The sequence below is a fragment of the Actinoplanes sp. CA-015351 genome, from assembly GCF_050955685.1.
Classification (GTDB): Bacteria; Actinomycetota; Actinomycetes; order Mycobacteriales; family Micromonosporaceae; genus Actinoplanes.
This window is the reverse complement of sequence record NZ_CP192102.1, coordinates 5,993,859-6,007,334: the sequence shown is the minus strand read 5'-3', so window position 1 is coordinate 6,007,334 and position 13,476 is coordinate 5,993,859. Positions and strand designations below refer to the sequence as shown.

The window sequence follows — 13,476 nt, the reverse complement described above, 5'->3', positions numbered from 1 at the left end:
CACTGCCGCGGCGAGCGTGATGGCCGTAAAGACGATGAGTGCCGAGCAGCGGTCATCGCGGGGAGAGAGCCGCACGAAGGTGCACCGCTACCCGGCATCTAACCAGGGTAGGTGCCGTGTATCGCAGAGGGTCCCAGACTGTCAGGGGCGGCGCCGACTGGTCGAAGCGAGACCAGCCACTGGACCCGCTGCAAGCGGCACGGGTGGACATCGAGCGCTACGTCCGCCGGCCCCTCGTCCCACCCGAGTTGCCCACGCTCGGCCTCAGCCACCTCCAGTTCGAGGCGATGATCACCGCAGCCCGCTTGTCTGCCAACATCAACGACTTCGCACTGGTCGCCATGCTCGGCCTACTCGGGCTGCGGATTTTCGAAGCCTGTGGCGCCAACATCGCCGACCTCGGCGAGGAACACGGACACCGGGTGCTCAAGGTTCGCGGCAAAGGCAGCAAGGTCGTTCTCGTCCCGCTGCCACCAGCGGTGGCTCGGGCGATTGACCGCGCTGTCGAGCAGCGTGACGTCGGCCCGATACTGCGCAACGCCCGCGCCGACCGGATGGATCGGCACGCCGCGACCCGCCGGCTAAAGCGAGCGATGCCGCGCCAAGGTCTGCGTCTGTGGCGACAGGCCATACTCGGCGCACCACCGCATCGAGCAGGGTTGGTGTTCTGGCGAGCGCAAACCGAGGGCTGAGGTCTCGTCGTTCTCGTCAATGCCGAGAAGATCGCACACTGAGGAAAATCGCCACCTAGCGTCACGGGCCGGACGACGTCGACGGTGCCCGTTCGTGCCGAACTGAGTGTACGCACCGTCATGCCTTATTTGCACTCAGACTGCTGGGCTTTTGCGGAGTACGTCGGTAAACAGCCCGGATCGGATGCGGCGGCGGCATGGGCAAGGTCGCGCCTCACCCGTACGGGGGCTCACCGATTTGAGGATAAAATGTTTGTCTGAGGCCAAGGCACTTTCTGAGGAGAAAACCTTGAATCCATCTCGTGTTTCCCGGCTAAACAAGAGCATCCTCAGCCGAATGGCTGCCGTAACGGCTGGAGGCGTCCTAGCTCTCGGCCTGTTCCCTCCTACCGCCGCCAATGCAGCCGCAAGCTGTGTCCGTGTCACGGTGAGCACGGGATGGGTGACCAACACGCTGAAAATGGAGAACAACTGCTCCTCCGCGGTCCGCGTCCGTGCGCTCATGAGCGCCCCAATTCCTGGCGGATATCCGTGCGTCACAATTCCTTCTGGTATGTGGTGGACGGTCAAGTACGCCCGGGCGTACCATATTTACTGGGGATGGCAGTACTGCTAGATCCCTCAGTTGGGTAACTTTTTAGGTGCGCCTGGCGGACCTTCACCGCCGGTGGTCAGCCAGAGAACTTTTCGTGGTTGATGACTGTCCCACTCGCCGACCCACTCGATGCCGCCGAGGATTTCACCCCGCTCGGGATTGTCGATCGTGTACAGGAATAGGCCGTCATTGGAGTCCGGGACTTTCGCATTGACTCGTACGCTCATCCCGAGGCCGCGGCCATGCTGGAAATCACGATCGGGTCGATGGGCTGGTGAGGGCTGTTCTCGGCTTCGAACCAGTCGGCGAGGTTGAAGGTACTGCCACACAGGCCGCAGGTTGCCTGCCCGAATAGGTACGCCAGACCTTCGGCAAGGAGCATGTCGCCGCCCGCAGCGGCGGTGTCGTGCATCCATCGGCCTATCCCGGTTAACTCGTCCGGCATGGCCGGCTTCAGTGGGATCCGGTGAATGTCGCCGTCGTTGTAGTGGCGGAACGCTGAGTAGTGGCCGTGCTCGCCAATGACGATCGCGAGGCGGGTGGAGCTGTGGGGGCAGCCCACGTGGTAGTGCTCGTCGGTGAAGTCCAGGCTGAGTAGGCCTTCGAGTTCTTCCCAGAGATCGCTGGATGGCTGGCATCCGAGCCGGTCCAGCAATCGGCCGACGGCAGCGCTGTCGTCGTCGGGCATCTGCGGTTCCGGCCGCCAATCCTCGGGCACAGGGCGATCAAACACCAAGAGTTCGTCACGTACTGAACTGCCGCATACGACGCGCACGCAAAGTGTTTCGGCCTCCGCCGGGCCGCCCTCGTCCCCTCCTCCCGCTCGTTAGTTCGGCTCCTGCTCCGTGCGAGGTCGTGGCGTCGCAGAGGACTCGGTCGGTGCTGGACGGGACGTGTGCGTTGGTCCAGCGTACGGGTGCAGTTTGAGCTTCTCGTGGATAGCGGTCGGCGGATTCCGGGTACTCCGGTACGCCAGATCTTCCAGATAGATCCACAGGTTGCTGTTGCGCTTGTTGCGTTCGGCGCGCACGAAGGGTTCGATCGCTTCCCAGATGCGTCGGGCCTGGGAGCCGTTGGAGCCGATGATCAGCTCCTCCTTGACGATGCCGTGCGCGACGAGCTTGCCGAGGTCGTCGTAGAGACCGCCCACCATGCGCAAGTGGGACCGGACCTCCAACGACAGGTCCGTATACGGTTGGACCGGTTGCCGGGGAAGTTCATCGAAGATGAATTGTTGAGCGTCGAAGAACTCCTGGGTTCGGAACCGGCTGAAGACTTGGAGCACGACTGGCAGGGCGTAGCCGTCCATCGTGGTTCGCGTCTGCCGGAGCGCGAGCGTCCCGGAGACGATCAGCGAGACGACGGAGATGGCGATCGAGATGAGTGAGATCGCTGTTATGGCGTCCACGCATCCAAGGTAGTCGATCGGACTGGGCTCCGTGAAAGCGAACTGCCGGCAGACGGCGGGCCGACACCCCGGAAACGCCGGCCGTGCGGCGTCCTCTTCTGCCGCCGATCGTGCGCGGCTCTGGCAGGTCCGTCACGCCCCGCGGCCCGGGTCGGCCCGGATGCACGCTCGTGCCGACGTGAATGCAACTCATCAAGGATTCATGACCCTGATGCCGGAGCCGGGCGAATAGGATCGGCGGGGAGCAGTTGCCTCAATGTGACGGCCTGCGACAGGAGTTCCTCACGGACGGCTGTAGAGGCACCGTTGGTCGAGTTGTAGGAGCGCTCGGGCATAGGCCCGCGTCGTGGTTCCTGCGGTCAACCCGGCGATCGCCATGTGTTCCACCGCCAGCCGCTCGGCATCGGCCAACTCGGTGGGTGGGCGGGGCACGGTGAAGCCATTGGCGAGCCCGATCGTGGTCGGCGCGGCACCGTACCGCTCGTGCCACCGGCGGGCGGCGGCGAGCATCAGCTCGCCCGGAGTGCCCCAACCGCCGTAGGGATCCAGATAGGCGAACGCCGCCCACGACTCGGGGCGGGGCAGGATGACGAGCAATTCCGGCTCACCAAAACCGGTAAGGTCATAGCCCTCGTCGCCGGTGCCGAGAGTCTCGGGATGGTGCCCCCAAATGCTGAAGCTGGGCAAGCGAGCCCACTCGGCATCGAAGTCAGCGGTCTGCACCCAGGCGATCAGGTCGCTGGGGCTGCTGTGGTGATGGAAGTCCGGCTCCAAGACCGTCGATCGTGCGCGCAGGGCAGCCGCCGGCCGCGGGGCGGATCGCTGACCGCAGTGACTCGGCTCGATGTGGCTACGTGAGTCAGCGGGCCGGTAGCGGCTCATTCCACCAGGCCCAACTGATCCTGGTGGCGGGCGACGATACGACATAGGCCAGGTCGAGCGACTTCGCCGCCTGGTCTTCGCCGCACATCGTGAGCTCGACGGTGAAATCGTGGGCCTCGGGGAAGTCGTCAGGGCTGAATCCGGTCAGACCATCGGTGGTGTAGTCGATCAGCATCGACGTCGCCTTTCTCATGGCGGACGGCGACAAGGGGACCCTCTGTGTCAAGAGACGGTGTTCTAGGATGGTCTTCGGCGGGTCCGGGAGGTGACTTCTCCGAAGTGTCGATCTTGGGTTCAGATCGGCCGCGCTGGGTTGCAGAGTCGCCCCCGATTGTCCTCCCTGACCCGTCCTGAGCCGTTTCGCGTCAGTGGTCATCTGCCGGTAGACGACGTCGGACAGTCGGCTTGGACAGAACAGCGGTCCATACGGGGAAGGGTTCCCGAGACCGCTGGCTTGACTCGGGCGAATCCTGGACCTCGGTGAGCTCGTCCCAACCGATGATTCCCGGCTGGGTGTCGGAGGCTGCGAGGCGAAGTACCTCGGTGACATCGGACGTCGCTCGGTAACGGCCGCTGAACGGAAGTTGGTCGGCCGGCTGGGAGGTCAAGGAGCAGCGGAGTTGCCTGTCGTGTAAGACGTGCTCATCCGGAGTTTCGAACGACCTCGACCGGCTCATTCACCACACTGGCATGATCGCACGCGGTCGACCGGAACATGCTTGAATCCATCGATCATGCTGACTGCGGAGCGTCGGCGGGAACACGACCCCGGAACGGTCCAGAAGTCACTCGCCACGACTCATGGGTCGCTATTGGCCTGCCGCTACTCTGCCTCGGGCCAGCAAGTCGACGAGCCAGAGGGCCTCGTCGAACGGCACCATCTCCGCGGTCGACCAGAAGTCGGTGGCCTCCTCGGTCTCTGGATCGCCCACCCGCGGTGCGGTGTTGACGTTGCCCGTCAGGTAGACCGCGACATGTGATTGATCACCGGAACCGGCCGCAACGGCGCCGGAGCGGACGCACAGGCCGATCTGGTCGGCCTCGATGCTCTCGCAGGTGCCGGTGGCCTGCGGGGACAGTTCGACCAGCGCGTGGAGCCACTGTTCGCCGAACTGGTAGGTCATCACGAAGGAGCCGTTCTCACCGTGGCTGCCGCCGGGCGTCATGCGCAGCAGCCCGGGCGGACGGGTCGCCGGCACCAGCGCGTATTCCTCCTGCTCCCCGTGCCGGCGGTTGAAGTCGATCTGCGAGACGTCGTTGAGCAGCCGGTAATCCGCGACTGACTCGTCGAGAACCCGCGGCGGTAGGGGCCGCTCAGGCTCCCCGGCAGCGCAACCGGCGACAGCGAGTCCGGCGGCGGCCGCAAGGACGAGAAGCTTTCTCATAGGCCGCCAGGGTAGCTGAGATGATCGATGCCGGCGCTCCGCGACGCGACCCCGTGCGCGGGGCGCGTAGGGCGGGCCGTCGTGACCGGCATCGCGAATGGCTGTCCCACCATCCCGGTGGCCTCTGAGAGCGGCGGCGGCCAGCAGGAAATGCCACGGCAGGGTGGATCTTGGGTACCTATGCTGCGGGCATGGGTACGGGTGGGCGATTGGTGGCGGCGGCTGTGTCGCGGTGGGGTGATGATCCGTGGGCTCTCGGGTCGTGGAGTCTGATCGGGCGGGGTGGGACGCCCGGGGACCGGGTCGCTCTGGGTGAGCCGGTCGGTGGGCGGCTGCGGATCGCCGGGGAGGCGACGCATCCGACTCGGGCCGGGATGACGCACGGGGCCTTTGAGCAGGGCATCGCTGCCGGGATCTGGGCTGCTGAGGCCGGGCATCGGCGGGTTGCTGTCGTCGGGGCCGGAATGGCGGGGCTCGGCGCTGCGCGGGAGCTCGGCCGGCTCGGTGTCGCGGTCGAGATCTGGGAAGCCCGGGACCGGGTCGGTGGGCGCACTGCCGGGGTGGATGTCGGCGGGTTCGGCTTCGACCTGGGCGCCAATTGGCTTCAGCAGTATGACGACAACGTTCTGGCTCGGCTTGCTGAGGAACTCGGGCTCACCGTCACTCCCACCGACTTCACTGATCCTTTTGTGTTGGGGCCGGCTCGTTCGGGCGTACCCAAGGGATTGGAGAGTGAGTTGCGGGCTCGGCTCGAGGCTGCGGCGCCGCAGGCGGCGGTGGGGGATGTGGTGGGTGAGTGGCTTCGGGAGCCTGGGCGGTTCGAGGCTGGGGCGATTCGGGATTTCGTGGACGCGGAGATCGTGATGGACTCCGGGGCGCCGTTGTCGTGGTTGAGTGCGCGGTACGGGTTCGAGCCCGGTGTCGGCGAAGGGGATCGGTGGATCGTCGGGGGATATCGGCTGCTGGTGGAGCATCTGGCCGCAGGGGTGGATGTGCGGCTGAATCGTCCGGTGACGGAGATCCGGGTGGGGGAGCGTGGGGTCACGCTGATCGGTGACGGACACGCGGCCGATTTTGATGCGGTGATCGTGACGGTGCCGCTGGCGGTCCTCACGACAATCGGCTTCGCGCCGGCTCTTCCTGATCGGCATCGGGTCGCGGTGGAACGGCTCGGCATGGGGCGGGTGGAGAAGGTGGTGCTGCGGTTCGAGCAGCGGTTCTGGCCTGAACATGCGGCGGGGTATTACCGGGTTCACGGGCCGGGTGAGAACGAGATCTGTGAGTGGCTGGATGCCAGCGCGGCGGATGGGGTGCCTACGGTGGTGGGGCTTTTCGCTGGTCCGTGGCTGGGGGAGCTGTGGGACGGGACGGACGCTGAGGTCGCCGAGCGGGCCGCTGGCATCTTCCGGGATGCCGTGCGGGGATGAGAACCACCCCGCCGCGACTGGGGGAGCGCGACGGGGTGGCGGTCTGTGTCAGGCGCTGGCCGAAGAAGAAGCCGAAGAAGAACCCGAAGCCGACGAAGAACCCGAAGAAGAAGGCGGAACCGAAGACGGAACCGCAGGCGCGGCCTCCTCCGGGCCGTGGTCGTCGACCATCGTGGACTCGTCGAACGGGTCGCCGCCGCTGAGTACCAGCGCCGCCCGCTCCCGGTCGAATTCCTTCGTCCAGGTCCCGATCAGCACGGTCGCCACCGCGTTGCCGGCGAAGTTCGTCAGCGCCCGCGCCTCCGACATGAACCGGTCGATGCCCACGATCAGCCCGACGCCGTCCACGAGGTCCGGCCGGTGGCTCTGCAAACCACCCGCCAGCGTCGCCAGGCCGGCGCCGGTCACCCCGGCCGCACCCTTCGACGCGATGATCATGAACAGGAGCAGGGAGACCTGCTCGCCGACCGACAGCGGGTCGCCCATCGCCGAGGCCACGAACAGCGACGCCATGGTCAGATAGATGGCGGTGCCGTCGAGGTTGAAGGAGTACCCGGTCGGCACCGTGATGCCGACGACCGGCCTGGAAACGCCGACGTGTTCCATCTTCGCGATCAGCCGGGGCAGCGCCGACTCCGACGACGACGTGGAGACGATCAGCAGGAACTCCCGGCCCAGGTATTTGAACAGGGTGAAGATGTTGATCCTCGCGACCGCCCAGAGGATCGCGCCGAGCAGGCCGAAGACGAAGATCGCGCAGGTCAGGTAGAAGCCCAGCATGATCTGCGCCAGGCTGATCAGCGCGTCGACGCCGGTGGCGCCGACGACAGCGGCGATCGCACCGAACGCGCCGATCGGGGCCAGCCACATCAGCATCGCCAGGACCCGGAAGACGACCTTCTGGAACAGGCCGATCGCGCGTAGCACCGGTGCTGACGACTCGCCGAGACCCTGCAGGGCGAAGCCGACCAGCAGCGCCGCGAGCAGTGTCTGCAGCACGTTGCCCTCGGTCAGCGGCGAGAGCAGCGTGGTGGGGATGATGCCGAGCAGGAAGTCGGCGGTGCTCTCGCTGCCGGTCTCGCCGACGGCCTTCTGCCCGGCGGCGGCGATCGTCTCGTTGAGCTGCATGCCGGAACCGGGGTGGATCAGGTTGCCGACGACCAGGCCGATGGCGAGCGCAACCGTCGACATCGTCAGGAAGTATCCGAGGGCGAGGCCGCCGACCTTGCCGACCTTCGCGGCCTGCCGGACGGAGCCGACGCCGAGGACGATGGTGCAGAAGATGACCGGGGCGATCATCATCTTGATCAGATCGACGAAGCCGGTGCCGATCGGGCGCAGTTCGACGGCGAAATCCGGCGCGAGGAAGCCGACGCCGATGCCGAGCAGGACGGCCACGACGACAGCCGGATAGAGGTATCTGGTGCGGTCCTTCTTGACCTTCGGGGCGGGTGCGGTTTCCATGACGTGAATGTGGCCTGGGTCTCACCCCAGATCACCATTGAGTTCATTCTGTTCACCCGGAGGCGAAAACCCCGAGGGCGAAAACCCCGAAGGCGAAAACCCCGAGGGCGAAAACCCCGAAGGCGAACTAGAAAGGCGTGCAAGCGTGACCGGACGTTGGAGCATCGCGCGGCAGCTCTTCGCCCTCCAAGTACTGGTCGTGACCCTGCTGGTCGCGGTCGGCACCACCGGCGCCGTCCTACTCGCCCGCAAGGACGCCCGCAACGCCGCGGTCGAGGAGGTCAAAGCCGTCGCCCAGACGATCGCCCTGTCCCCAGCCGTCGTCGACGGGCTGCACAGCACCGACCCGACCGCCGCCCTGCAACCCTGGGCGGAGGCGACGCGCGAGGCGACCGACACCGACTTCGTCGTGGTGATGGCACCCGACCGGACCCGGTACACCCACCCCACCCGTGACCTGATCGGCCTGCCGTTCGCCGGGAACATCGACGACGCGCTCGACGGCGGAACCGTGGTCGAGGAGTATCGGGGGAGTCTCGGGTACTCCGTGCGTACCGTGGTGGCGGTTGTGGAACCGGGGACCGTGACCGTCATCGGGCTGGTCTCGGTCGGCATCACCACCGCCGCGATCAACCGCAACCTGGTCGCCCAGCTGCCGGTGGTCGCGACCGCGACCGGCATCGCGCTGCTGCTCGCCGCGGCCGGAGCGTGGCTGCTCAGCCGGCGTCTGCGGCGACAGACCCACGGCCTCGGCCCGGCCGAGATGACCAGAATGTACGAGTACTACGACGCGGTGCTGCACTCGGTCCGCGAGGGTCTCGTGGTGGTCGGCCGGGACGGAGAAGTCGAGTTGATCAACGATGAGGGCCGGCGGCTGCTGGGTGTTTCAGAAAAGGGACCGACCGGCCTGCCCGCCGAGGTCGCCGCGCTGATCAGCGAGCAACGCCCGACCGTCGACGAACCGGTCCTGGTCGGCGACCGCACGCTCGTCGCCAGCCGCCGCGAGACCCGCTTCGACGGCCGCCTGCTCGGCACGGTGCTCACCCTGCGCGATCACACCGAGCTGCGAGCGCTCACCGGCGAGCTCGATTCGGTACGGGGTCTGACCGAAGCCCTGCGCGCCCAAGCCCACGAGGCGGCGAACCGCCTGCACACCGTGCTGACCATGGTCGAACTCGGTCGTACCGACGAGGCGATCGCCCTGGCCACCGCCGAACTCGCCCTGGCCCAGCAGCTCACCGACCAGGTGGTCGGCGCCGTCGAGGAACCCGCCCTGGCCGCGCTGCTGCTCGGCAAGAGCGCCCAGGCCGGTGAACGCGGCGTCGAACTGACAGTGGACCCGTCGTCGCGGCTGGAAGGCGGTGTGGAAGGGGCGCCACTGCCGGCCCGGGACCTGCTCACCGTGGTCGGCAACCTGGTCGACAACGCCCTGGAAGCCGTCGCCGGCCGGGATCTGCCCCGCAAGGTCGAGGTCCTGATCCGGCACGCCGACAACGAGGTTCTGGTCAGAGTGCGTGACAACGGGCCGGGACTGAGCCCCGAGCAGGCCGCCGCCGCGTTCCGCCGGGGCTGGTCCACCAAGCAGGGTGAGGGACGCGGCGTCGGGCTGTCCCTGGTCCGGCAGGTCGCCGAACGCTACGGCGGAACCTACGAGATCTCGTCTGAAGAAGGCGCCACGCTGACCGTCCGGCTACCGGTGCCGTCACGAACGGTGCCGTCATGATCCGTGTCCTCGTCGTCGACGACGAACCGCTGATCGCCGAGGCGCATCAGGCGTACACCGCACGCGTTGCCGGATTCACCGTCGCCGCCGTCGCGTACACCGCCCGCGACGCCATGGCCCGGCTGCGCTCCGAACCGATCGACCTGGTGCTGCTGGATCTCAACCTGCCGGACAAACACGGCCTGGAGATCGCCCGCGCACTGCGGGCAGCCGGCAGCGGCACCGACGTCCTGGCCGTCACCTCGGACCGCGACATCGACATGATCCGCCAGGCGGTAGCTCTCGGCGTCACCCACTATCTGCTCAAACCGTTCACCTTCGCCGCGTTCCGCGACAAGCTCGACGGGTACGCCTCCTACCGCCGCCAGCTGCTCGAATCCGGCCAGGTCGCCGCGCAGCACGAGGTCGACCGGGTCTTCGCGACCCTGCGCGGCGCCACCGGTGACACCCTGCCGAAAGGCCTCGACCAGCGCACCTTCGACCTGATCCTGGGCGCGCTGCGATCAGCGGCACCGGCCGGGCTGTCCGCCACCGAGGTCGCCGGTCGCACCGGAACCTCCCGGGTCACCGCCCGCCGGTACCTCGAACACCTCGCCGACTCAGGCCGGGTGGTGCGCAGCCCGCGATACGGCGGACCCGGGCGCCCCGAAGTCGAGTACCGGCCGGGTCCTGCGGGTACCCGGAGTCCATGACGGACCAGAGCCTCATCATTCTCGGCGCCAGCGGCGACCTGACCGCCCGGCTGCTGCTGCCCGGCCTCGGCGCGCTGCTCGCCGCCGGTCACGTCCCGGGCCTGCAACTGATCGGCGCGGCCACCGAGGACTGGGACGATGCTCGATGGCAGACCCGCGTGTCGGAATCCTTCGGCTTTCCCTACGAAAAAACCCGTTACCTCCGGGCGGACGTCACCCACACCGACGATCTCCGGGCCGTGCTCGCCGCCGCCGACGGGCCACCCGCGATCTTCTTCGCTCTGCCTCCCGCCGTCACCGCCCGCGCCTGCGAGGCCCTGCTCGACGCCGACCTCCCTGACGGCACCCGGCTCGTGCTGGAGAAACCGTTCGGCGTCTCCAGCGAGACGGCGGCCCAGCTCAACAACCTGCTCACCCGCCTGGTCCCCGAGGACCGGATCCACCGCGTCGACCACTTCCTCGGCAAATCCACAGTCCTCAACATCCTCGGCCTGCGCTTCGCCAACCGCATCTTCGAACCCCTGCTGAACAGCACCCACGTCGCCTCGGTCGACATCGTCTTCGACGAGGACCTCGCCCTGGAGAACCGCGCCGGCTACTACGACCGCGCCGGCGCCCTCGCCGACATGATCCAGAGCCACCTGCTGCAGATCCTCGGCCTGCTCGCCATGGAACCACCCACCAGCCTCGACGCCGGTGAACTCCGCGACCGCCTCGCCGACGTCCTGCGCGCCACCCACATCTGGGAGGACAACCCCGCGGCCTTCAGCCGCAGAGCGCGATACACCGCCGGCTCACTGCGGAGCAGACACCTTCCCGGGTACGCCGAAGAGCCCGGCGTTGATCCGTCCCGCAACACGGAGACCCTGGCCGAAGTCGTGCTGGCCGTCGACACGTGGCGGTGGGCGGGCGTGCCGTTCCGGCTGCGCTCCGGCAAGGCGATCGGCGACAGCCGCAAGGAAGCCGTGGTCACCTTCCGCTGCCCGCCCCGCGTCCCGGACGGCCTGACCGGGCACGACCAGCCGGACCGCCTGCGGATCGGCTTCGGCCCGGACAAACTGGCCCTGGACTTCAACATCAACGGCCCGGATGATCCGTTCGAGCTGGACCAGGTGACGCTGGAGGCGGGCTTCGGCCCGGGCGATCTGCCGCCCTACGGCGAGGTGCTGCGCGGTGTCTTCGACAACGACCCGACGCTGTCGATCCGGGCCGACGTCGCCGAGCAGTGCTGGCGGATCGTCGAGCCGGTGACGGCGGCATGGGCCGCGGGCAAGGTGCCGCTGCTGGAATATCCGGCGGGCAGCCCCGGGATCACCGACTCGTTGCTGACGCCGTAGTCACCACTGTCGTGTAACCAACCGTGACCGTGTCGCCGAGGGTTTCGGCGAGGCCGTCGAGCAGGACCTGGAGCTGGCCGGGCGGGAGCAGATGGTGCCCGCCGGAGGTCGGCACCAGGTCCCGCCAGGCGTCGCGGGTGTAGGTGTGCTCCCAGTCGAAGGTCCAGAGTTCGGGTTCGGTGAAGAGCTTGCTCTGCCGCAGTCCGTCGGCGGCGCGGTCGTGGAAGCCGGTCCCCGCACCCGGGCCGCCTGCTCTGCGCCGGCCAGGGGATCCACCCAGTGCCAGGTCTGCCCGGCGATCACCCCGTCGAAGCTCCGGCCTGCCGGATCCCAGCTCTCGAAGGCCGACACCTCCACCTCGATGCCGTGCTTGCGGGCGAGCGCGGCCATCCGCTCGTCCGGGTCGACGCCGAGCACCCGGAGGCGCCCTCATGATCGCCGGATATCTCGAGGACGAACGCGCCCGTGGACGCGTCCCGGCCGGCGCCGATGTGGACACGCTCGCCGCCATCCTGATCGGGACCGGACATCTGCTCTTCGCGGACCGTACCGGGGCATCGCCTGAACCCGCAGCCGTCAGGCACATGGTCTCCCGAGTCCTGGGCTGAGGTCTTCTCAGCGGCGAGCCGGCGCCGAAAGGCGCCACCGGTACGCCGCGCCCACCCAGGAGACCGCGACCACGACCGCGGCGAGCACCTGGATCGGCACCAGGAACCGCTCCGGATAGATCACCCCGGTCAGGTACGTGTCGATGAAACCGCCGCTCAGACCGGCACTGCCGGCCCGCTCCCGCGCCCGGTCCTCGACCCAGGTCAGCGGGCAGTCGAACCGGAACACCGCGATCGACAGACCCCAGCTCGCGGCCAGCAGATGCGCCACGATCGCTCTCGGCCACCGCCACGCGAGGAATCCGCCGGCCACCACGAACGCGACGAAGGCGAAGTGCAGCACCATCGTCGCGTCGGCCAGGATCCGCCATCCCATGCGACCAGTCTCCGCCACCAGGCACAATTCCGGCTATGGGCGGACGGTGCGCGGGCAAGATCGTGGTGGTCACCGGAGCGGCACGCGGTCAGGGCGCCGCCGAGGCCGACGCGTTACGCGCCGAGGGCGCCACGGTGATCGCCACCGACGTGCTACCGGGTGAGGGCATCCGCCTGCTCGACGTGTCCCGCCTCGACGAATGGCAGCTCCTCGCCGCGGACCTGCGATCCACGTACGGACGCATCGACGCGATCGTCAACAACGCCGGCGTCACCGGCCGCGACCGGCTGCCCGACATCGACCCGGCCGCCTGGGAACGCGTCATGGCGATCAACGTGACCGGCCCGATGTACAGCATGAAAACCCTGGTCCCGCTGATGCCGGCCGGCTCGTCCATCATCAACATCTGCTCGGTCGCGGCGGTCTCCGGGCACGCCGCCGCGCCGTACACGGCCAGCAAGTGGGCGCTGCGCGGCCTGACCCGCAGCGCGTCGCTCGAACTCGGCATCCGCGGCATCCGGGTCAACGCCGTGATGCCCGGCCTCATCGACACACCACTGATGGACTCCGCTCCGCAGGAGTTCTTCGACGCGGCGCTGCCGGAGATCCCGCTCGGCCGCGTCGGCGTCCCGGCCGATGTGGCGCCACTGATCGTCTACCTGGTGTCGGACGAGTCCGCGTACGTCAACGGCGCCGAGATCGTCGTCGACGGCGGCCTGACCGCCCACGTCTCCCACAAGGCCATCGCCGACGCCACCCGGCCACCGTTTAAATAGATTGCCGGTGCTCCCTGGGGTGCCTATCGTTGTCCTTACCAAACGGGACCGATCAAGTGAGGGGCACGATGATGCGACGAGCTCTGCTCCTCATGAGGTGGCGCGCCTAGC

15 protein-coding genes are annotated in these 13,476 nt (G+C 67.8%); 7 read left to right on the top strand and 8 right to left on the bottom strand.

What is annotated here, in order from left to right; genetic code table 11:
- Window positions 1-203: 203 nt before the first annotated feature.
- A complete protein-coding gene (locus ACQP2E_RS27385; RefSeq protein ID WP_433825819.1) occupies window positions 204-692 on the top strand; it encodes a tyrosine-type recombinase/integrase in 489 nt (162 codons plus the stop codon).
- An 818-nt stretch (window positions 693-1,510) separates the two neighbouring features.
- On the opposite strand, the gene ACQP2E_RS27380 is transcribed toward ACQP2E_RS27385, so the two are convergent.
- The 5 genes from ACQP2E_RS27380 to ACQP2E_RS27360 all read right to left on the bottom strand — a co-directional run bounded on the left by ACQP2E_RS27380 (window position 1,511) and on the right by ACQP2E_RS27360 (window position 4,962).
- Window positions 1,511-1,975 carry a hypothetical protein gene (locus ACQP2E_RS27380; protein WP_433825818.1) on the bottom strand — a complete coding sequence of 155 codons (465 nt, stop codon included), beginning with the start codon at window positions 1,973-1,975 and terminating at the stop codon, window positions 1,511-1,513.
- Between the two features lie 138 nt (window positions 1,976-2,113).
- Complete coding sequence (locus ACQP2E_RS27375) at window positions 2,114-2,695, bottom strand: DUF4760 domain-containing protein (RefSeq protein ID WP_433825817.1); 582 nt, start codon at window positions 2,693-2,695, stop codon at window positions 2,114-2,116.
- Between the two features lie 282 nt (window positions 2,696-2,977).
- Window positions 2,978-3,469, bottom strand: a complete 492-nt coding sequence (locus ACQP2E_RS27370; RefSeq protein WP_433825816.1) for a DUF4253 domain-containing protein — start codon at window positions 3,467-3,469, stop codon at window positions 2,978-2,980.
- Between the two features lie 85 nt (window positions 3,470-3,554).
- The gene (locus tag ACQP2E_RS27365) at window positions 3,555-3,752 is read right to left on the bottom strand and encodes a hypothetical protein (RefSeq protein WP_433825815.1); all 198 of its coding nucleotides are present in this window, start codon (window positions 3,750-3,752) and stop codon (window positions 3,555-3,557) included.
- Between the two features lie 634 nt (window positions 3,753-4,386).
- Window positions 4,387-4,962, bottom strand: coding sequence for a hypothetical protein (locus ACQP2E_RS27360; protein WP_433825814.1), 576 nt, complete (start codon window positions 4,960-4,962; stop codon window positions 4,387-4,389).
- A 191-nt stretch (window positions 4,963-5,153) separates the two neighbouring features.
- On the opposite strand from ACQP2E_RS27360, the gene ACQP2E_RS27355 reads away from it, so the two are divergent.
- Window positions 5,154-6,389 carry an FAD-dependent oxidoreductase gene (locus tag ACQP2E_RS27355; protein WP_433825813.1) on the top strand — a complete coding sequence of 412 codons (1,236 nt, stop codon included), beginning with the start codon at window positions 5,154-5,156 and terminating at the stop codon, window positions 6,387-6,389.
- A 48-nt stretch (window positions 6,390-6,437) separates the two neighbouring features.
- Here the strand turns inward: ACQP2E_RS27355 and ACQP2E_RS27350 are convergent, their stop codons facing one another.
- Window positions 6,438-7,853 carry a cation:dicarboxylate symporter family transporter gene (locus ACQP2E_RS27350; protein ID WP_433825812.1) on the bottom strand — a complete coding sequence of 472 codons (1,416 nt, stop codon included), beginning with the start codon at window positions 7,851-7,853 and terminating at the stop codon, window positions 6,438-6,440.
- 145 nt (window positions 7,854-7,998) lie between these two features.
- On the opposite strand from ACQP2E_RS27350, the gene ACQP2E_RS27345 reads away from it, so the two are divergent.
- Genes ACQP2E_RS27345 through ACQP2E_RS27335 form a run of 3 tightly spaced genes read left to right on the top strand, consistent with a single transcriptional unit; the run spans window position 7,999 to window position 11,605 of the window.
- Window positions 7,999-9,576 carry an ATP-binding protein gene (locus tag ACQP2E_RS27345; protein ID WP_433825811.1) on the top strand — a complete coding sequence of 526 codons (1,578 nt, stop codon included), beginning with the start codon at window positions 7,999-8,001 and terminating at the stop codon, window positions 9,574-9,576.
- The gene (locus ACQP2E_RS27340) at window positions 9,573-10,268 is read left to right on the top strand and encodes a response regulator (RefSeq protein WP_433825810.1); all 696 of its coding nucleotides are present in this window, start codon (window positions 9,573-9,575) and stop codon (window positions 10,266-10,268) included. The genes ACQP2E_RS27345 and ACQP2E_RS27340 overlap by 4 nt, the downstream gene beginning before the upstream one ends.
- Window positions 10,265-11,605 (top strand): glucose-6-phosphate dehydrogenase, encoded by a 1,341-nt coding sequence (locus tag ACQP2E_RS27335; RefSeq protein WP_433825809.1) that lies wholly within the window; start codon window positions 10,265-10,267, stop codon window positions 11,603-11,605. Before ACQP2E_RS27340 ends, ACQP2E_RS27335 begins: the two co-directional genes overlap by 4 nt.
- Here ACQP2E_RS27335 and ACQP2E_RS27330 read toward each other — a convergent pair.
- A complete protein-coding gene (locus ACQP2E_RS27330) occupies window positions 11,580-12,038 on the bottom strand; it encodes a hypothetical protein (RefSeq protein ID WP_433825808.1) in 459 nt (152 codons plus the stop codon). The two genes, ACQP2E_RS27335 and ACQP2E_RS27330, sit on opposite strands and share 26 nt — an antisense overlap.
- Here ACQP2E_RS27330 and ACQP2E_RS27325 point away from each other — a divergent pair.
- Window positions 12,037-12,213, top strand: coding sequence for a hypothetical protein (locus tag ACQP2E_RS27325; RefSeq protein ID WP_433825807.1), 177 nt, complete (start codon window positions 12,037-12,039; stop codon window positions 12,211-12,213). The genes ACQP2E_RS27330 and ACQP2E_RS27325 overlap by 2 nt on opposite strands.
- Window positions 12,214-12,220: 7 nt before the next feature.
- Here the strand turns inward: ACQP2E_RS27325 and ACQP2E_RS27320 are convergent, their stop codons facing one another.
- Window positions 12,221-12,589: a DUF2784 domain-containing protein gene (locus tag ACQP2E_RS27320; protein ID WP_433825806.1), complete on the bottom strand. Its 369-nt coding sequence runs from the start codon at window positions 12,587-12,589 to the stop codon at window positions 12,221-12,223.
- A gap of 35 nt (window positions 12,590-12,624) precedes the next feature.
- On the opposite strand from ACQP2E_RS27320, the gene ACQP2E_RS27315 reads away from it, so the two are divergent.
- Window positions 12,625-13,365: an SDR family NAD(P)-dependent oxidoreductase gene (locus ACQP2E_RS27315; protein ID WP_433825805.1), complete on the top strand. Its 741-nt coding sequence runs from the start codon at window positions 12,625-12,627 to the stop codon at window positions 13,363-13,365.
- Window positions 13,366-13,476 lie beyond the last annotated feature (111 nt).